General features: G+C 57.3%; 25 protein-coding genes. 20 read left to right on the plus strand and 5 right to left on the minus strand.

Annotated elements, in window-relative coordinates; genetic code table 11:
- Positions 1-46 precede the first annotated feature (46 nt).
- Entirely contained in the window at positions 47-517 is a 471-nt protein-coding gene (locus G5221_RS09640) for an Rrf2 family transcriptional regulator (protein ID WP_005340388.1), read from the plus strand.
- A gap of 40 nt (positions 518-557) precedes the next feature.
- Here G5221_RS09640 and G5221_RS09645 read toward each other — a convergent pair whose 3' ends face one another.
- Positions 558-1838: an HlyC/CorC family transporter gene (locus tag G5221_RS09645; RefSeq protein WP_058058355.1), complete on the minus strand. Its 1281-nt coding sequence runs from the start codon at positions 1836-1838 to the stop codon at positions 558-560.
- A gap of 39 nt (positions 1839-1877) precedes the next feature.
- Entirely contained in the window at positions 1878-2669 is a 792-nt protein-coding gene (locus G5221_RS09650) for a cytochrome C assembly family protein (protein ID WP_266134747.1), read from the minus strand.
- A 205-nt stretch (positions 2670-2874) separates the two neighbouring features.
- Between G5221_RS09650 and ffh the strand changes: the two genes are divergently transcribed.
- The 5 genes from ffh to rplS all read left to right on the plus strand — a co-directional run bounded on the left by ffh (position 2875) and on the right by rplS (position 6392).
- Positions 2875-4251: a signal recognition particle protein gene (ffh, locus tag G5221_RS09655; RefSeq protein WP_005341384.1), complete on the plus strand. Its 1377-nt coding sequence runs from the start codon at positions 2875-2877 to the stop codon at positions 4249-4251.
- 182 nt (positions 4252-4433) lie between these two features.
- A complete protein-coding gene (rpsP, locus tag G5221_RS09660) occupies positions 4434-4682 on the plus strand; it encodes a 30S ribosomal protein S16 (protein ID WP_216952849.1) in 249 nt (82 codons plus the stop codon).
- Between the two features lie 24 nt (positions 4683-4706).
- Positions 4707-5228, plus strand: coding sequence for a ribosome maturation factor RimM (gene rimM / locus G5221_RS09665; RefSeq protein ID WP_005340394.1), 522 nt, complete (start codon positions 4707-4709; stop codon positions 5226-5228).
- Between the two features lie 34 nt (positions 5229-5262).
- Positions 5263-6012: a tRNA (guanosine(37)-N1)-methyltransferase TrmD gene (trmD, locus tag G5221_RS09670; RefSeq protein ID WP_005308699.1), complete on the plus strand. Its 750-nt coding sequence runs from the start codon at positions 5263-5265 to the stop codon at positions 6010-6012.
- Positions 6013-6044: 32 nt separating this feature from the next.
- The gene (gene rplS, locus G5221_RS09675) at positions 6045-6392 is read left to right on the plus strand and encodes a 50S ribosomal protein L19 (protein ID WP_005308701.1); all 348 of its coding nucleotides are present in this window, start codon (positions 6045-6047) and stop codon (positions 6390-6392) included.
- A 108-nt stretch (positions 6393-6500) separates the two neighbouring features.
- On the opposite strand, the gene G5221_RS09680 is transcribed toward rplS, so the two are convergent.
- Both G5221_RS09680 and mutH read right to left on the minus strand, forming a co-directional pair.
- Positions 6501-6824, minus strand: a complete 324-nt coding sequence (locus G5221_RS09680; RefSeq protein WP_421263168.1) for an isoamylase early set domain-containing protein — start codon at positions 6822-6824, stop codon at positions 6501-6503.
- A gap of 80 nt (positions 6825-6904) precedes the next feature.
- Positions 6905-7579: a DNA mismatch repair endonuclease MutH gene (gene mutH, locus G5221_RS09685; protein ID WP_042084339.1), complete on the minus strand. Its 675-nt coding sequence runs from the start codon at positions 7577-7579 to the stop codon at positions 6905-6907.
- 733 nt (positions 7580-8312) lie between these two features.
- Between mutH and rppH the strand changes: the two genes are divergently transcribed.
- From rppH to G5221_RS09725, 8 genes are all read left to right on the plus strand, one after another.
- Complete coding sequence (gene rppH, locus G5221_RS09690; RefSeq protein WP_005340421.1) at positions 8313-8840, plus strand: RNA pyrophosphohydrolase; 528 nt, start codon at positions 8313-8315, stop codon at positions 8838-8840.
- 14 nt (positions 8841-8854) lie between these two features.
- The gene (ptsP, locus tag G5221_RS09695) at positions 8855-11134 is read left to right on the plus strand and encodes a phosphoenolpyruvate--protein phosphotransferase (protein WP_005340422.1); all 2280 of its coding nucleotides are present in this window, start codon (positions 8855-8857) and stop codon (positions 11132-11134) included.
- 67 nt (positions 11135-11201) lie between these two features.
- A complete protein-coding gene (gene lgt / locus G5221_RS09700; protein ID WP_031227775.1) occupies positions 11202-12026 on the plus strand; it encodes a prolipoprotein diacylglyceryl transferase in 825 nt (274 codons plus the stop codon).
- On the plus strand, positions 12026-12820 hold the full coding sequence (gene thyA, locus G5221_RS09705; protein WP_201908817.1) for a thymidylate synthase: 795 nt from the start codon (positions 12026-12028) through the stop codon (positions 12818-12820). Before lgt ends, thyA begins: the two co-directional genes overlap by 1 nt.
- Positions 12821-13043: 223 nt before the next feature.
- Positions 13044-14234: a Na+/H+ antiporter NhaA gene (gene nhaA / locus G5221_RS09710; RefSeq protein ID WP_005341370.1), complete on the plus strand. Its 1191-nt coding sequence runs from the start codon at positions 13044-13046 to the stop codon at positions 14232-14234.
- A 38-nt stretch (positions 14235-14272) separates the two neighbouring features.
- Positions 14273-14638: a hypothetical protein gene (locus G5221_RS09715; protein ID WP_216954529.1), complete on the plus strand. Its 366-nt coding sequence runs from the start codon at positions 14273-14275 to the stop codon at positions 14636-14638.
- Positions 14625-15557, plus strand: a complete 933-nt coding sequence (nhaR, locus tag G5221_RS09720; RefSeq protein WP_005340434.1) for a transcriptional activator NhaR — start codon at positions 14625-14627, stop codon at positions 15555-15557. Before G5221_RS09715 ends, nhaR begins: the two co-directional genes overlap by 14 nt.
- A gap of 51 nt (positions 15558-15608) precedes the next feature.
- On the plus strand, positions 15609-15911 hold the full coding sequence (locus G5221_RS09725) for an ArsR/SmtB family transcription factor (protein ID WP_100646798.1): 303 nt from the start codon (positions 15609-15611) through the stop codon (positions 15909-15911).
- Between the two features lie 49 nt (positions 15912-15960).
- On the opposite strand, the gene rpsT is transcribed toward G5221_RS09725, so the two are convergent.
- Complete coding sequence (gene rpsT, locus G5221_RS09730) at positions 15961-16224, minus strand: 30S ribosomal protein S20 (RefSeq protein WP_005308808.1); 264 nt, start codon at positions 16222-16224, stop codon at positions 15961-15963.
- A 191-nt stretch (positions 16225-16415) separates the two neighbouring features.
- Between rpsT and murJ the strand changes: the two genes are divergently transcribed.
- The 6 genes from murJ to ispH all read left to right on the plus strand — a co-directional run bounded on the left by murJ (position 16416) and on the right by ispH (position 23849).
- Complete coding sequence (murJ, locus tag G5221_RS09735) at positions 16416-17978, plus strand: murein biosynthesis integral membrane protein MurJ (protein WP_005348927.1); 1563 nt, start codon at positions 16416-16418, stop codon at positions 17976-17978.
- Positions 17979-18132: 154 nt separating this feature from the next.
- Positions 18133-19107, plus strand: a complete 975-nt coding sequence (gene ribF / locus G5221_RS09740) for a bifunctional riboflavin kinase/FAD synthetase (RefSeq protein ID WP_266134785.1) — start codon at positions 18133-18135, stop codon at positions 19105-19107.
- The gene (gene ileS / locus G5221_RS09745) at positions 19107-21968 is read left to right on the plus strand and encodes an isoleucine--tRNA ligase (RefSeq protein ID WP_421263169.1); all 2862 of its coding nucleotides are present in this window, start codon (positions 19107-19109) and stop codon (positions 21966-21968) included. Before ribF ends, ileS begins: the two co-directional genes overlap by 1 nt.
- On the plus strand, positions 21968-22465 hold the full coding sequence (gene lspA, locus G5221_RS09750) for a signal peptidase II (RefSeq protein WP_005340447.1): 498 nt from the start codon (positions 21968-21970) through the stop codon (positions 22463-22465). Before ileS ends, lspA begins: the two co-directional genes overlap by 1 nt.
- Entirely contained in the window at positions 22462-22914 is a 453-nt protein-coding gene (gene fkpB, locus G5221_RS09755; protein ID WP_005341354.1) for an FKBP-type peptidyl-prolyl cis-trans isomerase, read from the plus strand. The genes lspA and fkpB overlap by 4 nt, the downstream gene beginning before the upstream one ends.
- Complete coding sequence (gene ispH / locus G5221_RS09760; RefSeq protein ID WP_227341909.1) at positions 22914-23849, plus strand: 4-hydroxy-3-methylbut-2-enyl diphosphate reductase; 936 nt, start codon at positions 22914-22916, stop codon at positions 23847-23849. Before fkpB ends, ispH begins: the two co-directional genes overlap by 1 nt.
- Positions 23850-24037: the final 188 nt, after the last annotated feature.

Genomic DNA, 24037 nt, shown 5'->3' on the forward strand with positions numbered 1-24037 from the left:
GATTTGAATCAATACTCCACTTTTCGCATCGCGCTAATCAGGTTTTATGAGACTAACCAGTTATACAGATTTTGGATTGAGAGCCCTGCTCTATCTTGCCACCCTGCCGGAAGGGGAGTTGTCGAGCGTTGCCAAGGTATCGGCCCTGTATGGCGTTTCCCGCAACCACATGGTGAAGGTGGTCAATCAGCTGGTGAAGCTGGGCTATCTGCAATCCCAGCGTGGCAAGAATGGCGGTATTCGCATGGCTTGCGATCCCGCCACCATCAATATCGGGCAGGTGATCAGGGCGCTGGAAGGCAATCTGGACGGCATTGACTGCGGCTCGCCCGCTTGCCACATCGTCTCTGTCTGTCTGCTCAAGAGTGCGCTGAAAGAGGCGATGGATGCGTTTCTGGCGGTGATGGACAGCTATACGCTGCAAGACCTGCTGGCCAACCGTGACGAGCTACAGAGGGTGTTTGGCGAGTTGATCCCGACGCTGGTGCTGGAGCCGGATGATGAAGATGAACAGTGACGATGAGCAATAGAAAAGGGCTGCCACTGGCAGCCCTTTTTCAATCTTGCGAATCCGACTCCGCCCGGTACGATGCCGGCATGATCCGCGCCATCTTGACCATGTTGTTCTCCACATCGAGGATCTCGATAGGATAACCGGCCAGCCGGATCCCGATGTTGGGCTGGGGGATCTCCTCCAGATATTCGAGGATCAGGCCGTTGAGGGTACGCGGGCCGTCGATGGGCAGGTGCCAGTTCATCTCCTTGTTCAGCTCACGAATATTGGCTGAGCCTTCGACCAGATAAGAACCATCTGACTGTGGATGGATCTCGTCGCTCGGCGCTGGCGTCATGGAGGTGGTGAAGTCGCCCACGATCTCTTCCAGAATGTCGTCCAGAGTGATTAGCCCCTGAATATCGCCGTATTCGTCGACGATCAGGCCAATTCGCTCCTTGTTGCGCTGGAATTTGGCCAGTTGCACGTTGAGCGGCGTTCCTTCCGGAATGAAGTAGATCTCGTCCACTTCCCGCAACAGGCTCGATTTGTTGAACTGATCCCTGGCTACCAGTCGCAGGGCATCGCGCGCGTGCAAAAAGCCGACAACGTCGTCGATATTGTCGCGATAGAGCAGGATCTTGGTGTGAGCGCAGTGGGCCAGCTGGCGCTGGATGCTCTTCCAGTCATCGTTGATGTCGATGGCGTAGATATCGCTGCGTGGCACCATGATGTCCTCGACCAGCATCTTGTCGAGATCCAGAATGCTCAGCAGCATCTCCTGATGACGCTGGGGGATCAGGTTACCCGCCTCATTGACTATGGTGCGCAGCTCCTCGGTGTTGAGGGAGTCATCCTTGTTGGGATTGATCTTCAGCATCTTGAGCAGGCCGCTGGTGATGCCGTTGATCAGCCAGACCAGCGGTGAGAGCGGCACCATCAGCCCCTTGAGGATCCAGGAGGCGGGATAGGCGATCTTCTCCGGGAACATGGCTGCCAGGGTCTTGGGGGTCACTTCACCGAATACCAGCACTACCAGTGTCAGGCCGAAGGTGGCAATGGCGACCCCGAGATCACCAAACAGCCGGATACAGACGATGGTGGCGATGGCGGAGGCGAGGATATTGACCAGATTGTTGCCGATCAGGATCAGTCCCAGCAGGCGATCGGGGCGTGCTAGGAGTTGTTCGACTCGACGTGCGGCTTTGTGTTTGGTCTGTGCCAGATGCCGCAGCTTGTAGCGGTTGATGGACATCAGACCCGTTTCGGAACTTGAGAAGAAGGCGGATAAGAGGATCAAGATAACGAGAACAATCAGTAATGTGCTCGTTGAGATACTGTCCAAAAAGTGCTCCTGTTGGATGGTATGGCTAAAAGAGTGGGGTCAGCTCAACAGCACTTCTTTGACGAAGCGGCTGCCAAAGTAGGCAAGGGTCAGGATGAAGCTGCCAATCAGACTCAGCGTGATGACTTTGCGACCGCGCCAGCCATAGGTGTGATGGCCCCACAACAGCAGCACATAGACACACCAGGCCAGAATGGAGAGTACCGCCTTGTGTGATTTGCCCTGGGCGAACATGTCTTCGAGGAAGAAGAGGCCGGAGGCGATGGAGAGTGTCAGCAGTAGCACCCCTGCAGAGATCAACTGGAACAGCCGTTTCTCCACTGTCATCAGTGGCGGCATGGCTGGCAGGTTGCTGATTTTTCGAGATTTAAGCTGCTTGTCCAGACAGGCAAGCTGCAACGCAAACAGGCAGGCGATCATCAATACCGCATAGGCCATCAGGGCTAGGCCGATGTGCAGCAACAGCTGGGGATGGGCCTCCAGATGGGTTATGTAGCGACCCGGGATCAAGGCGCTGGCAGCCAGCAACAGGGCCGAGAAGCTATAGACTACCGGCAGCAGGATCCAGCCGTTGAAGCGACGGGTGACGCAGGTCATGAAGCAACTGATGATCAGGCTCACCAGCGAGGCGACGTTGAGCATGCTCAGGTTTTGACCGGAATGGGTCACCATTACTTCGCTGGCAACAGATGCACCATGGGCTACCAGTGCCAGTCCCACGCAAGCGAACAGGGGCGTGTACCCGACTTGTTTGGCATTGAGCAGCAGGTGCAGTGAGGCGATGATGGCCAGCAGATAAAACGCCAGGGCCAGAACAGAGATCACGATCATAACCAGGTCGTTGTTACACAAGCATTTAGGGATATAAGAGGAGCAGTATACCTTGCACAAGATGTGCTCGCCAGTTGTGCAATGGCCGATCCGCCCATATATAGGGACGAAGCATAGATGAGCGACGGTGCGGTGAATAATCGTCCTCGCGGCTGCTCTGGGTTATAATGCCCCCCATTTATTACGCCAAGAACCGGAATGCGTCATGTTTGAGAATTTGACTGAAAGACTCTCGCGCACCTTGCGCAATGTCAGTGGCCGTGGTCGGCTGACCGAAGAGAACATCAAAGAGACCCTGCGCGAAGTCCGCATGGCGCTGCTTGAGGCGGACGTCGCCCTGCCGGTCGTGCGTGATTTCGTGGCGCGCGTCAAGGAGCGTGCCGTCGGGCAGGAAGTGGCCAAATCCCTGAGCCCGGGTCAGGCATTCATCAAGATAGTGCACGGCGAGCTGGTCACCGTGATGGGGGAGGCCAATGAACAGCTCAATCTGGCTGCCCAGCCGCCCGCCATTATCCTGATGGCCGGTTTGCAGGGGGCCGGTAAGACCACCACGGTCGGCAAACTGGCCAAACTGCTCAAAGAGCGCAACAAGAAGAAGGTGTTGGTGGTCAGTGCCGACGTCTATCGCCCTGCGGCGATCAAACAGCTGGAGACCCTGGCGGGTGACATCGGCGTCGACTTCTTCCCGAGCGATGCAAGCCAGAAGCCGGTTGCCATCGCGACTGCCGCTATCGATCAGGCGCGCAAGAAATTCTATGACGTGGTGATCGTCGATACCGCCGGCCGTCTGCATGTTGATAGCGAAATGATGGCCGAGATCCAGGATCTGCACGCCACCATCAAGCCTGTCGAGACCCTGTTCGTGGTCGATGCCATGACAGGTCAGGATGCCGCCAACACCGCCAAGGCGTTCAACGAAGCGCTGCCCCTTACCGGCGTGATCCTCACCAAGGCGGACGGCGATGCCCGCGGTGGTGCCGCCCTGTCGGTGCGCCACATCACCGGTAAACCGGTCAAGTTCATCGGTATGGGCGAGAAGACCGATGCGTTGGAGCCGTTCCACCCTGATCGCCTTGCCTCTCGCATCCTCGGCATGGGCGATGTGCTCTCTCTGATCGAAGAGGTGGAGCGTAACGTCGATAAAGAGAAAGCTGCCAAGCTGGCCAGCAAGGTCAAGAGCGGTAAAGGCTTCGATCTCGAGGACTTCCGCGAGCAGTTGGCCCAGATGCGCAACATGGGCGGCATGATGGGTATGCTCGACAAGCTGCCGGGCATGTCCGGCCTGCCGGACAACATCAAGGATCAGATGGATGACAAACTCACCGTGCGGATGGAGGCCATCATCAGCTCCATGACGCCGAAAGAGCGTGCCCATCCCGACCTCATCAAGGGCTCTCGCAAGCGTCGTATCGCCGCAGGTTCCGGCATGCAGGTGCAGGACGTGAACAAGCTGCTCAAGCAGTTCACAGAGATGCAGCGCATGATGAAGAAGATGTCCGGCAAGGGCGGCATGCGCAAAATGATGAGCCAGATGAAGAACATGCTGCCACCGGGATTTGGTGGCGGTCGCGGTCCGTTCTGATTATCCGGAGTTAGGTATTGAGCGAGGGTCTGCGAGTTGCAGGCCCTTTTCATTGCAGCCCTGCGCAAAAAATGGCTGGCTTGGTTGCAATTATTACGAATCCAAGTAGAATTATGCGGCTTATTTTAAGCTAGGGTCCGCGTGTTTGCGGGCCTTGTTCATTAGATGTTAATGAGGACGATATGGTAACCATTCGTTTACAACGTGGTGGCGCGAAAAAGCGTCCGTTCTACCAGGTAGTAGTTGCTGACAGCCGTAACGCCCGCGACGGTCGTTTCATCGAGCGCGTTGGTTTCTTCAACCCGGTTGCTTCTGGTCAGGCTGAAAAGCTGAACCTGGACCTGGCTCGTATCGAGCATTGGGTTGCTACTGGTGCCGCTGTTTCTGAGCGCGTTGCCAAGCTGATCAAAGACGCTGCCAAAGCTGCTTAATCAGCCAAACGGTAAGGAGTTAAGGTGGAAAAACCTGTAGTTCTGGGCACCCTGGGGACCGTTTACGGCATCAAGGGCTGGCTTAAAGTGAACTCCTTCACCGATGTTGCCGAAGCGATTTTCGATTACAACCCCTGGCTGATTAATCAGAACGGGGCGTGGCGTGAAATTCGGGTTTCATCCTGGAAACGTCACAACAAGGGTCTGATCTGCAAACTCGATGGTATCGATGTGCGCGAAGATGCCCTGGCATTGACCAATGTCGAGATCGGCGTACCCGCTGATCTATTGCCTGCGTTGCCTGAGGGCGAGTTCTACTGGCGTGACCTGATTGGTTGCTCGGTAGTGACCACCAAGGGATATGACCTGGGCAAGGTGACCGAATTGATGGAAACCGGCTCCAACGATGTGTTGGTGGTTGAGGCCAATGTAAAAGATGCCTTTGGTGCAAAGGAGCGGTTGATTCCGTTCCTGGAAGAGCAGGTGATCAAGAACATTGATCTGACTGCTCGAACAATCGAAGTTGATTGGGATCCTGGTTTCTAGTTTCCCGCGCTAACACGGGTGCCGGAGGTTTCTTATGTGGATTGGGGTGATTAGCCTCTTCCCTGAAATGTTCCGAGCCATTACCGAGCACGGGGTAACGGGTCGGGCCGTCAAGAGTGGCCTGCTGCAGATTGAGTGCTGGAACCCCCGGGACTTTACCCACGACAAACACCGTACGGTCGATGATCGTCCTTATGGTGGTGGGCCCGGCATGTTAATGATGGTTCAGCCGCTGCGTGACGCGATTCATGCAGCCAAGCAAGCGGCGGGAGACGGGGCGAAAGTCATCTATCTCTCCCCTCAGGGACGCAAGCTGACTCAAGCGGGCGTAACCGAGTTGGCGACGAATCAGAAACTGATTCTGGTAGCCGGTCGATACGAAGGTATCGATGAACGCGTGATACAAACCGAAGTCGACGAAGAGTGGTCTATCGGGGATTACGTGTTAAGTGGTGGCGAGTTGCCTGCCATGACCCTGATCGATGCGGTTTCGCGTCTGGTTCCAGGAGTCTTGGGTGATCAGGCCAGTGCTGAGCAGGACTCCTTTACGGATGGCTTGCTGGATCATCCCCACTACACTCGGCCGGAGGTGTTGGATGGATTGGCGGTGCCCGAGGCGCTGACAAGCGGCAATCACGAAGTGATTCGGCGCTGGCGTCTCAAGCAATCGCTCGGACGAACCTGGCAAAGAAGGCCGGAACTTATTAACAACCTAGCTCTGACTGACGAGCAAGAATCACTTCTTGCCGAGTATGTCCGCGAAGTGCGTGACAGCGTTAAGTAGAGTTTTCAGTTTATCCTAGGTAAGGAAAGACAATGAGCAAGATTATTCAGCAGCTTGAACAAGAGCAAATGCGTACCGACATCCCGGCTTTTGCCCAGGGCGACACCGTACGTGTTCAAGTTCGTGTTAAAGAAGGTGGTAAAGAGCGTCTGCAGGCTTTCGAAGGCATCGTTATTGCCAAGCGTAACCGCGGTCTGCACTCTGCTTTCACCGTTCGCAAGATCTCCAACGGCGAAGGTGTTGAGCGTGTATTCCAGACTCACTCTCCGCTGATCCACAGTGTAGAACTGAAGCGTCGTGGTGATGTTCGCCGCGCCAAACTGTACTACCTGCGCAACCTGTCCGGCAAAGCTGCTCGTATCAAAGAGAAGCTCAACTAATTCGATTCGAATTGGTGTCGGTATGTCGGCAAATAGCTCGACAGGTAGTGAAAAGGCTCGCCAATGGCGAGCCTTTTTTGTATCCGTCTATTGGCTCTCTGGTTGCCGTTACTGGATGACCCGTACCACCGAGTTGTCACGCCCGAAAGGGCCAGGCACATAGTCGTCCGCAGCCCAGTCATTCTCGTAGAGGGTTTCCCCTGCCGGAGTGATGAGCTGGTAGCAATATTCGAAGTACCCCGGGCCGTCGGTCGGCAGATTGAGGGTGGCTTTGAACTCGCCGCTCTTCATGCGTTTCAGCTCGACCGGTTGCCACTGGGTGAACTCGCCGATCAGCATCACCTGTTCCGCTCCTGCAGCCGCCTCTTTCTCTACGGCAAAGGTCACCCTGACCTCGGGCTTGGACTTCAAAAACTGTTTGATCAGTGGCATGACGCCTCCTTGTCTGTGAGTTAAAAATGGTTCCTGTCTATTTTTATACCACCATATGACAAAGATGTTGATAAGGCAGATCAAGTCGGCAAGGCAAAATAGCGTTGCAGCAGACTGTGGGTGAAGTCGATCTTGAGATAAAAGCCGCGGGGCAGGGTCATGATGGGTTGACCATCGCGGCCGATGGCGCGAGTCAGCGCTTTGTTGTTGGCTGCCTTGGGGCGCAGTTGCATCACCTGGCCGTGGCGCGCGCTGATCTGCTCCACTTCTCCCAGCACTATCATGTCCATCAGCTCCTCCCAGTCCTGACGCAGCAGCCGATCTTCCTCTTCATTCGGGCTCCACATCAGCGGCATGCCGACCCGTCGCTCGCCAACCGGGATCTCCCGACTGCCTTCCACCGGGATCCAGAGCACCCGGGAGAGCTTGTTGCGCACGTTGGACTCCTCCCAGCGCTGGCCGCTGACGCCGATCAGCGGGGCGACGCAGACGAAGGTGGTCTCCAGCGGTTTGCCTTGAGGATCCACGGGGATCGTCTTGAGTTCGATCCCCAGCTCCGGGAAGTCCTGCTCCGGCTTGCTCCCTGCGCTGGCTCCCAGTTGCAGCTCGATCAACTGACCGACCCACCCCTTGTCACGGCGCAGGTCTTTGGGCACAGCGACACCAGCCTCGGCGGCCAGCTGCGCCAGGGTGAATCCGGCCATGGCATAGGCGCGGCTCAATAACTCCTGCTCGGATTGGGGATTGCTTGGCATAGTTGGCTCCATCTTGCTCGCCATATTCTAACAGGGGAGGATCCCGAGAAGGATCGCTGTTTTTATAACCGATCCTGAGTGGATAAGATCAAATGCAGAGAGTTTGGGGGCTATCATCTCATCATTATGATTTTAAAGGATTTTGTCTATTTTATCGAGTAGTGATCCTGGTCTGGTTTGACCTCTAAATAGTTGTCCAAGGGTTTGTGCATGATGTTACACACAGTTATCCACAGAAATCTTGGATAAGTAGATGAAAGTGGTTGGAGTCGCTGATATGTTACAAAAAATTGTGAATGCCACCCCATTTTTACAGGGTAAACGGGGTAGATATTGTGCCACTCCTGTGGATAATTTCGCCGCGGTGGATCTTTGAGCAGTTGAACTTGTTCACAATCCGGATCATGGATCAGGCTCTTGGGGTAACATGGATCTAGATCCAGTTATTTTATCTCAAGTTCATAAAAAATAATGATTTTTTATATTTAATGTTGCGTGGTGATACGAAGAGTTACTTTTCGCGTACAGTTAAAAAGTACTGTATATACCCGTTTGCTAACAGCTTTATGCACAGCCTGGGTGGGCAACTTGGGGGCGCGGATCCTTGGATTTGTTTATAAGTATGTTTGAAATTGAAAGTTATTCATGAAACAGGGGATTCACTCCTTGTTTGCTGCCACGGAGTGAATGTGGAACAATCTCCTTATAGATTCAGCCTTTATAAGGTGATCACGTGATTGATGGCGACGGATTTCGTCCCAATGTCGGTATCGTGATCTGTAACCGTGAAGGACAAGTGTTGTGGGCTAAACGCTATGGGCAGCACTCCTGGCAGTTTCCGCAGGGGGGGGTTGATGATGGTGAAACGCCAGAGCAGGCCATGTATCGAGAGCTGTATGAGGAGATTGGCCTCAAGCCCGAAGATGTGACCATCATGGCCACCAGTCGTAACTGGCTAAAGTACCGTTTACCCAAACGTCTTGTCCGCTGGGACAGTTCACCGGTCTGTATTGGCCAAAAACAAAAATGGTTCCTGTTACAGCTGAATTCGGGCAAGGAGTCGAGGATCCAGTTCGGCTGTCATGGCCATCCCGAATTTGACGACTGGCGTTGGGTCAGCTTCTGGTATCCGGTGCGTCAGGTCGTCTCGTTCAAGCGGGAGGTTTACCGCCGGGTCATGAAAGAGTTTGCCCCGCTGGCGATGCCAGTGCCGGCAGTGCAGGTCAACAAGAAGGATGGGCGGCGCAACCGCGCCCGTTAAGGAGCACAGATTAGTTGTTAACGGAACTGAGACGTATCGTCGAGAGCATGGCCGAGGCCAATACCCTCGAGCAGGCCTTGCAGGCATTGGTGAGCCAGACCCGGCACGCCATGGCAGTGGACTGCTGCTCCGTGTATGTCTCGGAACCCGAGGTGCGCCGCTATCGCCTGGCGGCTACCGACGGCTTGGCACCGTCCGCGGTCGGCAAGGTGACCCTGCCCTACGAGCAGGGTATCGTTGGTCTGGTGGGTCAGCGGGAAGAGCTGATCAACCTGGCTGATGCCCCCGCGCACCCCAGTTTCAAATTCCTGCCCGATGTTGCCGAAGAGGCGTTCCGCTCCTTCCTCGGCGCTCCCATCATGCATCAGCGTCAGGTGGTCGGCATTCTGGTGGTGCAGCAGAAAGAGAGTCGCCGCTTCGATGAGGGGGAAGAGTCCTTCATGGTCACCCTGGCGGCCCAGCTGGCGGCGCGGATTGCCCAGGCGCAGGCCAAGGGGTGGTTGCAGAAGACCGACTGGAGCAAGCCGCTGCGCGGTATTGCCGGTGCCAGCGGCATCGCCATGGCCAAGGCCTGGGTGTGGCGGCCCCGCAAGGCGCTCTCGTCCATTACCCCGCGCAAGGATGAAGACCATGCCAGCCAGCTGGCGCGGCTGGAGCTGGCGGTTGAGGAGGTGCGCCACGATCTGGAGAGTCTGGCGCTGCGTTTTCGCGAGAGCTACAGCCAGGATTCGGTGGCGATTTTCGATATCTACCTCCATCTGCTGAACGATCCCGGCTATATCAAGCCCATTCGCAACAAGGTGAGCAAGGAGCACTGGACTGCGGTATCTGCGGTCAAGCTGATCAGTGATCGCTTGATCGAGCAGTTCAAAGGGATGAAGGATCCCTACCTGCAGGAGCGCTCCACCGACGTGAAGGATATTGCCCAGCGGCTGATCAGCCGACTGGTGCAGAATGAACCGGAACATATCTCCATCGGCGAGCCGGTGGTGCTGGTTGCCGATGAAGTGACCGCCACCATTCTGGCGGAAGTGCCCCGCGAGTATCTGACCGGGGTGGTCTCGCTCAAGGGGGGGACCAACTCCCACGCCGCCATTCTGGCCCGCGCCATGGGGGTCGCCGCCATCATGGGGGTCGATCTGCCCCTCGGCGACATCGGCGGTCGCATGCTGGTTGTCGATGGTTACAGCGGCGATCTCTTCATCGAACCCAATCAGGTGATTCTGACCGAGTATCGTCAGCTGCTGAGCGAAGAGCGGGCGCTCGATACCTTGGTGCGCAGTGTCGACAACTTGCCATCCGAGACGGCCGACGGCACCAAGGTCTCCCTGCTGCTCAACGCCGGTCTCAGTGCCGATACCGAGATCTCCCTCAATCAGCTGGCGGACGGGGTCGGTCTCTATCGCACCGAGATCCCCTTTATGCTGCAGGAGAGTTTCCCCTCAGAGTGGGAGCAGACAGCCCGTTATCGCGGCATTCTGGAGACCTACCGCAACCGGCCGGTCTGTATGCGGACGCTGGATGTGGGCGGCGACAAGCCGTTGCCCTATTTCCCCATCGTCGAGGAAAACCCCTTCCTTGGCTGGCGGGGGATCCGGATCACCCTGGATCACCCCGAACTGTTTCTGGTGCAGCTCAAGGCGATGCTGCGGGCCAGCGAAGGGCTGGACAATCTGGCCATCATGCTGCCGATGATCAGCAGCGTCAGCGAAATCAAAGCCTCCCGTCGTCTGCTGGATCAGGCATGGCGGGAAGTGTCGGAAGAGGCGGCGAGCCGCGATGCAGTGATCCGCTACCCCAGCCTCGGGGTGATGATCGAGGTGCCCTCAGCCCTCTTTATTTTGCCGGAGATGGCGCCGCTCATCGACTTCTGGTCTGTGGGCAGCAATGACCTTACCCAGTACCTGCTGGCGGTGGATCGCAACAATTCCCGGGTTGCCAACATCTATGATGCCTTCCATCCTGCGGTGATCCGCGCCCTGCAACAGCTGGTTGATGCTTCCCACCGCTACCAGAAGCCGGTGTCGGTCTGTGGCGAGCTGGCCGGTGATCCGGTCGGTGTACTGTTGCTGCTTGCCATGGGCTATCGCCGCTTCAGTATGAACACCCACAACATCGCCCGGATCAAGTACGTGCTGCGTCAATCCACCCTGAGCGAGTTGACCGAACTGATGGCCGATGGCCTCAAACATGACAACCCCCACGTACTGCGCGGCCTGTTTGCCCGCTATCTGGAGGAGCATGGTTTGGGCGGTTTGCTGCGAGCCGGTCATAAATCGAAACAGAGTGATTGATAATCATGCCTTGTCCCTGCTGACGAATGATCGGAAAATGCGGCTTTTATTTTGACTGGGGCCGCATATGCAGCACGATGGATATTGGGTTTTCTCGCAGATTGATCCCGTAGCATTCAGTTTGGGACCACTATCGGTACGCTGGTATGGTCTCATGTACCTGTTCGGTTTCGCGTTTGCCATGTGGCTTGCCGGCCGTCGCGCCGATGCGCCGAACAGCGGCTGGACCCGCAACGAGGTGTCGGATCTGCTGTTTTACGGCTTCCTCGGGGTGATCCTCGGTGGCCGTGTCGGTTACGTGCTGTTCTACAACTTCGATCTCTTCCTCGCGGATCCCACCTACCTGTTCAAGATCTGGACCGGCGGTATGTCGTTCCACGGTGGTCTGATCGGGGTGATCACCGCGATGATCTGGTTTGCCCACAAGACCAAGCGCCACTTCTTCACCGTGGCCGACTTTGTGGCACCGCTCATTCCGTTCGGTCTCGGCGTCGGCCGGATCGGCAACTTCCTCAACGGCGAGCTGTGGGGCCGGGTCACCGATGTACCCTGGGCCATCATCTTCCCGGAGGCCGGCCCCGAGCCGCGTCATCCCTCCCAGCTTTACCAGTTCGCACTGGAAGGGGTGGTGCTGTTCATCATCCTCAATCTCTTCTGGCGCAAGAATCCGCCGCGCGGTGCCATCTCCGGCATGTTCCTGCTGTTCTACGGCCTGTTCCGCTTCCTGGTGGAGTTTGTGCGCCAGCCGGACAGCCAGCTTGGTCTCTATTTCCAGGAGATCAGCATGGGCCAGATCCTCTCCACCCCGATGATTATCGCCGGTGCCCTGATGATTTGGGCCGCCTACAAGCGTCCGCAGTTGTTCGGTAATGCCGTGAAGGAGGCGAAATAATGCGAGCTTATCTCGACCTGATGCAGAAAATCCTCGATGAGGGCACCGTCAAGTCAGACCGTACCGGCACCGGTACTGTTTCCCTGTTCGGCCATCAGATGCGCTTCAATCTGGCGGAAGGTTTCCCGCTGGTGACCACCAAGAAGTGCCACCTGCGCTCCATCATTCACGAGCTGCTCTGGTTCCTCAATGGGGATACCAATACCGCCTATCTGAAGGAAAATGGCGTCAGCATCTGGGATGAGTGGGCCGACGAGAATGGCGATCTGGGGCCGGTTTACGGCGCTCAGTGGCGCTCCTGGCCTGCGGCTGACGGGTCTGTCATCGACCAGATCCAGAAGGCGGTGGATGACATCAAGCACAACCCGGATTCGCGCCGCATCATCGTATCCGCCTGGAACGTGGGTGAGCTGGACAAGATGGCGCTGGCTCCCTGCCACGCCTTCTTCCAGTTTTACGTGGCGGACGGCAAGCTCTCCTGCCAGCTCTACCAGCGCAGTTGTGATGTGTTCCTCGGCTTGCCGTTCAACATTGCCAGCTACGCCCTGCTGACCCATATGATGGCCCAGCAGTGTGGTCTGGAAGTGGGCGACTTCGTCTGGACCGGCGGCGATGTGCACCTCTACTCCAACCACATGGAGCAGACTGCACTTCAGCTCTCCCGCGAGCCACGCCCGCTGCCGACCCTGGTGATCAAGCGCAAACCCGACTCCATCTTCGATTACAAGTTCGAGGATTTCGAGATCGAGGGTTATGACCCCCATCCCGGCATCAAGGCGCCCGTCGCCATCTGATAGCAAGGCGCCTCAGGGCGCCTTTTTTATGCAGTTAAATAATTGAAAATTCATTTTATTGATTAATAAGACGGTAGCCAGAGACGAGGAAAAACCTGCTTATAGCAGGTATGTTCTATTTTGCTTTCGGTTTTTTCGTTGTATTGAGCAGCAAGAAACGATTTTCCATTGGTTGTTGCAAGGGATAGACTCAAACCAAAGCAATACGGTGGAAAATTTAACCATGAGTGACGTAATCAAAAAGTTCCTGAAGCTGGAGGCCGCCTCCGGAATTATTCTGATCATGGCTGCCATGCTGGCAATGATTTTAGCCAATACCGCGCTGGCTGGCGGGTATCAGGCGTTTCTCGACACGCCGGTGCAGGTGCGCATCGCGGCTCTCGACATCAACAAGCCACTGCTGCTCTGGATCAACGATGGCTTTATGGCGATTTTCTTCCTGCTGGTTGGTCTGGAAGTGAAGCGTGAAATGTTGGAGGGGGCGCTCTCCTCTCGGGTGCAAGCGACTTTTCCGGCTATTGCGGCGGTGGGCGGCATGCTGGCTCCAGCCTTGATCTACGCCTTTTTCAACTATTCGGACGAAGTGGCGCGTGCTGGCTGGGCGATCCCGGCTGCGACCGACATCGCCTTTGCCCTCGGGGTGATGGCGCTGCTCGGCAAGCGGGTGCCGGTGAGCCTCAAGGTATTCCTGCTGGCGCTGGCCATCATGGATGACCTCGGCGTCATCATCATCATCGCACTTTTCTATACCCAGCAGTTGTCGCTTGAGGCGCTGGCGATCGGCCTTCTGGCTACCTTTACCCTGTTCTGGATGAACCGTCGTGGCGAGGACAGGATCAGCCTCTACATGCTGGTTGGTCTGGTGCTCTGGGTTGCTGTACTCAAGTCGGGCGTTCACGCGACGTTGGCCGGTGTGGTGGTCGGATTTATGATCCCGCTCAAGGGGAAGCGTTATGAGTCGCCACTCAAGCATCTTGAGCACTCGTTACATCCCTGGAGCGCCTATCTGATCCTGCCGCTGTTTGCCTTTGCCAACGCAGGGGTATCCCTTGAGGGGATAGGTCTCTCCTCCCTGTTGAATCCGGTGCCCATGGGCATCATGCTGGGACTGTTTATCGGCAAGCCGCTCGGGGTGTTTACCATCAGCTGGCTGTCGGTCAAACTGGGTATCGCCCAGTTGCCGCCCGGGGTTAACTTCAAGCAGATTTTTGCGGTCAGCATCCTCTGTGGTATCGGATTCACCATGTCGATGTTTATCGCGTCACTGGCCTTTGAGCATGGTGGGCTGGATTACGGCAGCTACTCGCGCCTCGGGATCCTCGTTGGATCCAGCATTGCAGCGCTGGTTGGCTATCTGGCCTTGCGATTGTCACTCCCCAAGAGTGATGGGGACCAGAATGCGGAGGGTTTATGAGAAAACAGGCATGGTTACTGCTCTTCTTGGTCAGTCCTATGGGATTAGCTGGCGGGTTTGAAGAGTGTCGACAGGAGGCTGGTTCGGCCAGCTGTTCGGCCTATCTCAACGGGGTGGTGGAGAGTGCTCTGATGTTGGGGGACAAGCAGGCTAAGGCTCGTTTCGGCGAGACCTTCTCCGAGCGGGCGCTGAGCAGCCGGGCTGGCGAAATGGTCAAGCGCTCCAACAAGCGTTATTGCGCTGACCGGATGCCGGACAAGGCACGCCTCAAGGCCAGTCTGATGGAGCAGTTTGGCGCGAACAAGGTTGACTCGGTTAGCGACATGTATGACATTCTGGCGGTTGAACTCAGCTGCTACCGGAGTCCGCGTCAAGCGGGAACCCCATCGGATGTCACACCTTAACTACAACCATCTCTACTATTTCTGGATGACTCAGAAGAAGGGCTCCGTTACCCAGGCAGCGGAAGCCCTTTTTTTGACCCCGCAAACCGTCACCGGTCAGATTAAGCTGCTGGAGCAGCGCCTCGGGGGCAAGCTGCTCAAACGCAAGGGGCGCTCTCTTGAGGCGACCGAGCTGGGCCAGCTGGTGTTTCGCTATGCCGACAAGATGTTCAGCCTCTCCTACGAGATGCTCGATATCGTCAACTACCGCAAGGAGAGCCAGATCCTGTTCGACGTCGGCATCGCCGATGCCCTCTCCAAGCGCCTTGCCAGCCGCGTGCTGCTCTCTGTCATTCCCAATGATGGTTCCATCCATCTGCGCTGTTTTGAATCGACCCACGAACTGCTGCTGGAGCAGCTGAGCGAGCACAAGCTCGATATGATCCTCTCCGACTGTCCAGTGGACTCCAGCCAGCATGCGGGGCTGCTCTCCAAGCGGTTGGGCGGCTGTGGCGTCAGCTTCTTCTGCAAGGCTCCATTGCCCGAAAAGCCCTTTCCCGCCTGTCTGGAAGAGCGCAAGCTACTGATCCCCGGTCGCCGTACTGCCATGGGGCGTCAGCTGACCCAGTGGTTCGAGCAGCAGGGGGTTTCTCCCAGCATTCTTGGCGAGTTTGATGATGCCGCCTTGATGAAGGCGTTTGGCTTCTTCAATCAGGGGATTTTCATGGCCCCGACTATCTATCGGGAGGAGATCCTCGAGGGGGAGGGGGTGATGCTGATCGGGGAAACCCAGGATCTGATGGAGGAGTATTACGTCATCTTCGCCGAGCGGATGATCCAGCATCCGGCGGTGAAGCGGGTCTGCGAGAGCGATTTTACCTTTCTCTTTTCCGGCCAGGAGAACTTCTCCGCCATCCAGCCGGCCACCCTGTCGTTTTAAAACGACCCGTCACCACGTATCATCGGCGATGAGTGGTAGAGGAGAGATGTGATGCAACTTGAAGAGATGGAAGCCAATGCGAGTAAAGCGGTGGCCTTGCTCAAGGCGCTGGCCAACGAACGGCGGCTGTTTATTCTGTGCCAGTTGCTGGAGCGCGAACTGTCAGTGGGGGAGCTCAACGAGCGATTGGGATTGAGTCAGTCGGCCTTGTCACAGCATCTTGCGCTGCTGCGGCGGGATGAGCTGGTGATGACTCGCAAAGAGGCCCAGACGGTCTACTATTCGCTGCGCAGCCATGAGGTGCGTGAAATGATCAGTTTGCTGCATCGACTTTATTGCAGCGCAGATAAATAAAAAACCGGCACTAAGGCCGGTTTTTTCAGCTTTGATCAGCAGAAGCTGATTAAGCCATAGCTTTGATCTGTGCAGACAGGCGGCTCTTGTGACGAGCAGCTTTGTTCTTGTGGATCAGGCCTTTGGTCGCCATACGATCCATGATCGGCTGAGCAACAGCGAAAGCGGCAGTCGCAGCAGCTTTGTCGCCAGAGGCGATAGCAGCAATGACTTTCTTCAGGTAGGTACGGGTCATGGAACGACGGCTGGCGTTGTGCTGACGGCGTTTTTCTGACTGAAGAGCGCGCTTCTTAGCAGATTTGATGTTAGCCAAGGTAAAACTCCTAAAACTGTCTTAGCGAGTGTATTGAAAAGGCCCGGAAATATGCCCTTCCAACCACATATTGTCAAATGATTTGTGCAAATAAACACCGCCTCCCGGTGGTGTGTCAGTAGGGAGACGGTTAAACTGTCGGCCGATTCTAGCAGCATTCTTTTCATTCTGACAGTTCCAGAGGCCTCGTCTTGAGTAAGAAATTGATCAAATCCGGCATGATAGTGTCCGGAATGACGCTGGCATCCCGCGTAATGGGCTTGGTTCGCGATGTGGTCATCGCAAATCTGCTTGGTGCCGGGGTGGCCGCCGACGTCTTCTTTTTTGCCAATCGCATTCCCAACTTTCTGCGTCGTCTGTTCGCCGAAGGTGCCTTCAACCAGGCCTTTGTTCCCGTGATGACGGAGTACAAGAAAAATGGCGACGAGGGGGAAGTGCGTGAATTGCTGGCTGCAGTGGCGGGCACGCTGGGGGGGATAGTGACGGTAGTCACCCTGCTCGGGGTGCTGGGGTCGGGTGTGCTGACCGCGCTGTTTGGCTGGGGCTGGTTCTGGGACTGGCTGCACGGCGGCCCTGCGGCCGAGAAGTTCGAGCTCGCCAGTCTGATGCTCAAAATCACCTTCCCCTACCTCTGGTTTATCACTTTTACCGCCATGGCGGGGGCCATCCTCAACACCTTCGGCCGCTTTGCTGTCTCGTCGTTTACGCCGGTGTTTCTCAACATCACAATGATTGCCGCGGCCTGGTGGATTGCACCGCTGATGGACAAACCTGAGATCTCGCTGGCGATTGGTGTCTTTTTGGGCGGTTTGGTGCAGTTTTTGTTCCAATACCCCTTTTTGCGCCAAATCAACATGCTGGTATGGCCCAAGTGGGGATGGAATCACCCTGGGGTAGTGAAGATCCGCACACTGATGATCCCGGCCCTGTTCGGGGTCTCGGTCAGCCAGATCAACCTGCTGGTCAACACCATGCTGGCTTCCTTCCTGGCGACTGGTGCCATCAGCTATCTCTACTACTCGGATCGCCTGCTGGAGTTCCCCCTCGGGCTGTTTGCGGTGGCCATCAGTACCGTGATCCTGCCAGCGCTGGCCAAGAAGCATGTGGATGCCGATCCGGCGGACTTCTCCCGCACCATGGATTGGGGGGTGCGGATGGTGATGCTGCTCGGCCTGCCCGCCATGATAGGCATTGCGGTGATGCGCGAGCCCATTTTGCGGGTGCTGTTCATGCGCGGCGAGTTCGGCCTGCATGAAGTGAGCATGTCGAGCGCCAGCCTGCTGGCCTCCACTACCGGTCTGCTCTCCCTGATGCTGATCAAGGTGCTGGCGCCCGGTTACTACGCCCGTCAGGACACCAAAACGCCGGTGCGGATCGGGGTGATGTCGATGATTGCGAACATGGTCTGCAACCTCATCTTCATCTACCCGCTCGGTTACGTGGGGTTGGCGCTCTCGACCGCCTGCTCTGGTACTCTGAATGCGGCTTTGCTGTTCAAGGGGTTGTACCAGCAGAGCGTCTATCGTCCCTCCCGCCATACCGGCGTGTTCTGCCTCAAGCTGCTGGTCGCCAGCGTGCTGATGGGGGGCGTGCTCGCCTATCTGTCGCCGGATCTGGCTCAGTGGGGTGCATGGAGCATGGGCAAGGCCAGTTTGCAGCTGACCATGCTGCTGTCGCTGGGGGCTGCGGTCTATGCCGTGGTGTTGCTGCTGCTGGGCATTCGGCCGCGTCACCTTAAATCGGGGCAGCAGTAGCCGTGATCCTGCGGCGCCATGGGGATAGTGCCTCATGGCGCCGCAGGGGGCGTGATTGGGCCCGGATAGTTGAAATCAGGCTATGAGGGCTGACCCTGCCTGCTGCCTGATATATAATCCGCCGATTTCCATGGCAGCAACGCACAAGGCACTGATGGAGCTTATTCGCGGCATTCACAATCTCAAGCCCCGTCACTGGGGATGTGTATTAACCATTGGCAACTTTGATGGGGTTCATCAGGGTCACCATGCGGTATTGGCACGTCTCAAGGAGAAAGCGGCCCAGCTGGGATTGCCCGCCTGCGTCATGCTGTTTGAGCCGCAGCCGCTGGAGCTGTTTGCCGGTAGCGAGGCGCCGGCGCGCCTGAGCCGCTTGCGCGAGAAGTATGAAGCGCTGCAGGGGCTGCATATCGATCGCATGCTCTGCGTGCGCTTCAGCCACCGCTTTGCCGAGCAGGCGGCCTCGACCTTCATCGAGCAGTTGCTGGTGGAGAAGCTCGGGGTGCGCTATCTGGTGGTCGGCGATGATTTTCGCTTCGGCAAGGGGCGGGAAGGGGACTTCCACCTGCTGGAGGAGGCGGGCCATCGCTTCGGCTTTGAGGTGATCAGTACCCAGAGCTTCCAGCTCGAACGGCAGCGGGTCAGCAGCACGCTGGTGCGTGAAGCACTTAAGGCGGGCCGGATGGCGGAGGTGGAGCTGATGCTTGGCCGCCCCTACACCATCAGCGGCCGGGTGGCCCACGGCGACAAGCTGGGGCGCACCATAGGTTTTCCCACCGCCAATCTGGCCCTCAAGCGTCAGGTGATCCCGGTCGGTGGCGTGTTTGCGGTGGAAGTGATATGTTCCGGCAAGACCTTCCCCGGTGTAGCCAATGTGGGTGTACGGCCGACCTTGAGCGGTACACAAGCCAGATTGGAAGTACATCTATTTGATTTTTCTGGTGATCTATATGGTCAGCAGGTCAAGGTGCTGCTTCGCCACAAGCTGCGCGAAGAGCAGAAGTTTGCCTCTTTCACTGCCTTGAAAGAGCAGATCGAACGAGATGCCCTGGCGGCCCGAGCCTGGTTCGGGCTGCCACAATTCAATTTACCCAGCACTCTTTTAGAAAAGAAGGGAACCCAGGACTGATGAGCGACTATAAACACACCCTGAATCTTCCGGAAACCGAGTTTCCGATGCGTGGCGATCTGGCCAAGCGCGAACCCAACATGCTGAAGCGTTGGTATGATCAGGATCTCTACGGCGCTATTCGCCGCGCCAAAGCGGGCAAGCCTTCTTTCATTCTGCATGATGGCCCCCCCTATGCGAACGGCAACATTCACATCGGTCACTCGGTCAACAAGATCCTCAAAGACATCATCATCAAGTCCAAGGGCCTCTCCGGTTTCGATTCCCCCTATGTGCCGGGTTGGGATTGCCACGGTCTGCCTATCGAACTGAAAGTGGAAGGCATGGTCGGCAAGCCGGGCGAGAAGGTTTCCGCTGCCGAATTCCGCGCCGAGTGCCGCAAATACGCCAAGACCCAGATCGAAGCGCAGAAGACCGACTTCATCCGTCTGGGTGTGCTGGGCGACTGGGAACATCCCTACCTGACCATGGATTTTGGCACCGAAGCCAACATCATCCGCTCCATGGCCAAGATCGTTGAAAACGGCCACCTGCACAAAGGTTCCAAACCGGTGCACTGGTGTACCGATTGTGGCTCCGCACTGGCTGAAGCCGAGGTGGAGTACTACGACAAGAACTCCCCCTCCATCGATGTGCGCTTCAAGGCCGTTGACGAGGCAACCGTTGCCGCCAAGTTTGACTGCGCCGAAGGCCACACTGGCAAGGGCCCGATCTCTGCGGTGATCTGGACCACTACTCCGTGGACCCTGCCAGCCAACCGCGCCATCGCCATGCATGCCGATCTGGACTACGCACTGGTGCAGGTTGAAGGTGAGCATCCCGAGCGTCTGATCCTGGCCGCCGAGCTGGTCAAGGATGTGATGGATCGCGCCGGTATCGAGAAGTTCCACAATCTGGGTTACGCCAAGGGCGCCGCGCTCGAGCTGCTGCGCTTCAACCACCCTTTCTACAGCTTCGACGTGCCTGTGGTACTGGGCGATCACGTGACTCTGGATGCCGGTACCGGCGCCGTACACACCGCCCCTGGCCACGGTCAGGAAGACTTCGTGGTCGGCCAGAAATACGGTCTGGAAGTGGCCAACCCGGTTGGCAGCAATGGCGTTTACCTGCCTGATACCGAACTGTTTGCCGGTCAGCATGTGTTCAAGGCCAATGCCTCCGTGATCGAAGTGCTGACCGAACGCGGCGCCCTGCTGCATCACAAGGTGTTCAACCACTCCTATCCGCACTGCTGGCGTCACAAGACCCCGATCATCTTCCGTGCTACCCCGCAGTGGTTCATCAGCATGGAGCAGAAGGGTCTGCGCAAGCGCGCGCTGGAAGAGATCGAGCGCATCGAGAAGGACGGTATTGCCCAGCAAGGCCAGAGCGGCTGGGTACCGGCTTGGGGTAAAAACCGTATTCAGGCGATGGTCGAGAACCGTCCTGACTGGTGTATCTCCCGTCAGCGCACATGGGGTGTGCCCATCTCCCTGTTCGTCCACAAAGAGACCCAGGAACTGCACCCGGAATCCGTGCGCCTGATGCACGAAGTCGCCAAGCTGGTCGAGCAGTCCGGCATTCAGGCATGGTGGGATCTGGACAAGGCGGAGCTGCTGGGTGCCGATGCCGACATGTACGACAAGGTGCCTGACACCCTCGACGTCTGGTTTGACTCCGGTTCTACCCACGCTTCCGTGGTTGATGCCCGTCCCGAGTTCAACGGCAAGCCGGCCGACATGTATCTGGAAGGTTCTGACCAGCACCGTGGCTGGTTCATGTCCTCCCTGATGATCGGTGTGGCCATGAAAGACAAGGCTCCCTATAACCAGGTGCTGACTCACGGCTTCACTGTGGATGGTCAGGGTCGCAAGATGTCCAAGTCCATCGGCAACGTGGTGAGCCCGCAAGACGTAATGAACAAGCTGGGTGCCGACATCCTGCGTCTGTGGGTAGCGAGCACTGACTACACCGGCGAGATGACTGTCTCCGATGAGATCCTCAAGCGCTCTGCCGATGCTTATCGCCGTATTCGCAATACAGCCCGCTTCCTGCTGGCCAACCTGAACGGCTTCAATCCGGCGACCGACATGGTGGCACCTGCCGACATGGTGGTGGTGGATCGCTGGGCTGTGGGTCGTGCCAAAGCGGTACAGGCCGAGATCATGGCGGCATTCGACGAGTACAACTTCCACGGTGTAACCCAGAAGCTGATGCAGTTCTGCTCCATCGAGATGGGCTCCTTCTATCTGGATGTCATCAAGGATCGTCAGTACACCGCCAAGGCTGACAGCCTGGCCCGTCGCTCCTGCCAGACAGCCCTCTATCACATCGCCGAGGCCATGGTGCGCTGGATGGCGCCGATCATGAGCTTCACCGCCGATGAAATCTGGGCACTGCTGCCGGGTGAGCGCGGCGAGTTCGTCTTCACCGAAGAGTGGTACGACGGCCTGTTCGGGCTGGAAGCGGGTGAAACCCTCAACGACGATTTCTGGGCCGAGATCCTCACCGTGCGTGGTGAAGTGAACAAGGCGCTGGAAGTGGCCCGTGGCGAGAAGCGTATCGGCGGCTCCCTGCAGGCCGAGCTGACCCTGTTCGCCAAGCCGGAACTGGCTGCACGCCTGAATGCCCTGGCTGATGAGCTGCGCTTCGTGCTGCTCACCTCCAAAGCCAATGTGGTTGAGGCTGACACTGCGCCGGAAGGCTCTGTGGCGACCGAGCGTGATGACCTGTGGCTGAGCGTGGCCCAGTCTGCTGCCGCCAAGTGCGACCGCTGCTGGCACCATGTAGAAGATGTGGGCACCATAGCCGGTCACGAAGAGATCTGTGGTCGCTGCGTCACCAACGTTGAGGGTGACGGCGAAACTCGTCAATTTGCCTGATGAACATGACTCAACATAAAAGCGGCCTGCGTTGGCTGTGGCTGGCAGTGCTGGCCTTTGTTCTGGACCAGGCGAGCAAGCTCGCCGTGGTCAAGTTGCTGCCATTTGGTTACCCGGGGGTGGAGATCACCCCCTTCTTCAATCTGGTTCACGTCTACAACAAGGGCGCCGCATTCAGCTTTCTGGCTGATCAGGGGGGCTGGCAGCGCTGGTTCTTCGCGGTGCTGGCTTTTGCCATCTGTGGATTGCTGATCCACTGGCTGCGCAAGCAGTCGGTGACCCAGCGTTGGAGCGGTATCGCCTATTCACTCATCATCGGCGGCGCCCTCGGCAACGTCTTTGATCGACTGGTGTTGGGCCATGTGGTCGATTTTCTCGACTTCTACTGGCAGCGTGCGCATTGGCCGGCATTTAATCTGGCCGACAGCTTTATCTTTATCGGGGCCGCCATGATCGTGCTGGACGGTTTCCGTGGTGAGAAAAAGGAGCAGGCATGAGCCAGCAGATCACCGCTAACAGCAGCGTGCTGTTCCACTTCTCCATCAAGCTGGAAGATGGCTCGGTTGCCGACAGCACGGCGCTGCACGGCAAACCTGCCCGCCTGCGGATGGGCGATGGCAGCCTGACCCCCACCTTCGAGCAGTGCCTGTTGGGGCTGAGTGAAGGGGAGAGCAAGAGTTTTACTCTGGCGCCGGAAGAGGCCTTTGGTCTCTCCAATCCCGACAACATCTACCATCTCGACCGTGCCAAATTTGGCGCCGATGTGGAGCCAAAAGTCGGCACCATCATCCTGTTCGATCAGCCCAATGGCAGCGAGCTGCCGGGCATTATCCGGGCGGTAGCCGGGATGTCGGTGACGGTCGATTTCAACCACCCGCTGGCCGGTCATACCGTCACCTTCGAGGTGGAGATCCTGGGCGTTGATGATGAGGAGAAGGTGCATTAATGGATATTCTGCTCGCTAACCCTCGCGGTTTTTGCGCCGGTGTCGATCGCGCCATCAGTATTGTCGAGAGCGCGTTGGAGAAGTTCGGTGCCCCCATCTATGTCCGCCACGAAGTGGTGCATAACCGGTATGTGGTGAACAAGTTGAAAGAGGCGGGCGCTGTCTTCGTCGAGGAGCTGGACGAGGTGCCTGACGACAGCATCGTCATCTTTTCTGCTCACGGCGTGGCCAAGACAGTGCGCGAGATGGCCAAATCCCGCGCCCTCAAGGTATTCGATGCCACCTGTCCGCTGGTGACCAAGGTGCACATGGAGGTTCATCGCGCCAGCCGCAAGGGCTCCGAGGCTGTGCTCATCGGCCACGCCGGTCACCCCGAGGTGATCGGGACCATGGGGCAGTACGAGAATCGCGAAGGCGGCATGTATCTGGTGGAGACGCCTGAAGATGTGGCCAAGCTCAAGGTGAAGAACCCGGATGACCTCTGCTTTGTCACCCAGACCACCCTGAGCGTGGATGAGACCTCTGACGTCATCGATGCGTTGCGCAAGCACTTCCCCAAGATCCAGGGGCCGCGCAAGGACGATATCTGCTACGCCACCCAGAACCGTCAGGATGCGGTGCGGGAGATGGCAGGGCTGGTGGACGCCATGCTGGTGGTGGGGTCTCGCAACTCCTCCAATTCCAACCGTCTGCGCGAGCTGGCCGAGAAGGTGGGCGCCAGAGCCTATCTTATCGACGATGCGTCGATGATTGAGGCGAGCTGGCTGGAAGGGGTGAAGGCGATAGGCGTCACTGCCGGCGCATCCGCCCCCGAGGTGCTGGTGCAGTCCGTGATTGCCCGCTTGCGGGAGCTGGGAGGCAAGGTGGTCGCCGAGCATCCTGGCCGTGAAGAGAACGTGGTGTTTGAAGTGCCGCCAGAGCTGCGGATCCTCTGATCCCTCTCATCTCGCTGGATGTCGGTTTATTGCCAGAGCCACCTCGTTGAGGTGGCTTTGTTTTTTGGCTCTAACGAGTCCTCTTTGCATGTTCGCAACTAGATTGCAGCAAAAATTGATGATGCAGCTCGAACTTTTGCATTGCCGGGATTGAAACACCAAGTGCCCGGCATAGACTGCCATCAAGC

Origin of the sequence: Aeromonas sp. 602200 (assembly GCF_049173895.1) — a bacterium.
Lineage (GTDB): Bacteria > Pseudomonadota > Gammaproteobacteria > Enterobacterales > Aeromonadaceae > Aeromonas > Aeromonas veronii_A.

Excerpts from the sequence above, each read along its gene's own strand:
- ispH (WP_227341909.1), top strand. The coding sequence starts at position 22,914 with ATGGATATTCTGCTCGCTAACCCTCGCGGTTTTTGCGCCGGTGTCGAT.
- ileS (WP_421263169.1), top strand. The coding sequence starts at position 19,107 with ATGAGCGACTATAAACACACCCTGAATCTTCCGGAAACCGAGTTTCCG.
- lspA (WP_005340447.1), top strand. The coding sequence starts at position 21,968 with ATGAACATGACTCAACATAAAAGCGGCCTGCGTTGGCTGTGGCTGGCA.
- G5221_RS09680 (WP_421263168.1), bottom strand. The coding sequence starts at position 6,824 with ATGCCACTGATCAAACAGTTTTTGAAGTCCAAGCCCGAGGTCAGGGTG.
- ribF (WP_266134785.1), top strand. The coding sequence starts at position 18,133 with ATGGAGCTTATTCGCGGCATTCACAATCTCAAGCCCCGTCACTGGGGA.
- trmD (WP_005308699.1), top strand. The coding sequence starts at position 5,263 with ATGTGGATTGGGGTGATTAGCCTCTTCCCTGAAATGTTCCGAGCCATT.
- G5221_RS09640 (WP_005340388.1), top strand. The coding sequence starts at position 47 with ATGAGACTAACCAGTTATACAGATTTTGGATTGAGAGCCCTGCTCTAT.
- lgt (WP_031227775.1), top strand. The coding sequence starts at position 11,202 with ATGCAGCACGATGGATATTGGGTTTTCTCGCAGATTGATCCCGTAGCA.
- G5221_RS09650 (WP_266134747.1), bottom strand. The coding sequence starts at position 2,669 with ATGATCGTGATCTCTGTTCTGGCCCTGGCGTTTTATCTGCTGGCCATC.
- nhaR (WP_005340434.1), top strand. The coding sequence starts at position 14,625 with ATGTCACACCTTAACTACAACCATCTCTACTATTTCTGGATGACTCAG.
- ffh (WP_005341384.1), top strand. The coding sequence starts at position 2,875 with ATGTTTGAGAATTTGACTGAAAGACTCTCGCGCACCTTGCGCAATGTC.
- G5221_RS09725 (WP_100646798.1), top strand. The coding sequence starts at position 15,609 with ATGCAACTTGAAGAGATGGAAGCCAATGCGAGTAAAGCGGTGGCCTTG.
- nhaA (WP_005341370.1), top strand. The coding sequence starts at position 13,044 with ATGAGTGACGTAATCAAAAAGTTCCTGAAGCTGGAGGCCGCCTCCGGA.
- G5221_RS09715 (WP_216954529.1), top strand. The coding sequence starts at position 14,273 with ATGGGATTAGCTGGCGGGTTTGAAGAGTGTCGACAGGAGGCTGGTTCG.
- rpsP (WP_216952849.1), top strand. The coding sequence starts at position 4,434 with ATGGTAACCATTCGTTTACAACGTGGTGGCGCGAAAAAGCGTCCGTTC.
- fkpB (WP_005341354.1), top strand. The coding sequence starts at position 22,462 with ATGAGCCAGCAGATCACCGCTAACAGCAGCGTGCTGTTCCACTTCTCC.
- rplS (WP_005308701.1), top strand. The coding sequence starts at position 6,045 with ATGAGCAAGATTATTCAGCAGCTTGAACAAGAGCAAATGCGTACCGAC.
- thyA (WP_201908817.1), top strand. The coding sequence starts at position 12,026 with ATGCGAGCTTATCTCGACCTGATGCAGAAAATCCTCGATGAGGGCACC.
- mutH (WP_042084339.1), bottom strand. The coding sequence starts at position 7,579 with ATGCCAAGCAATCCCCAATCCGAGCAGGAGTTATTGAGCCGCGCCTAT.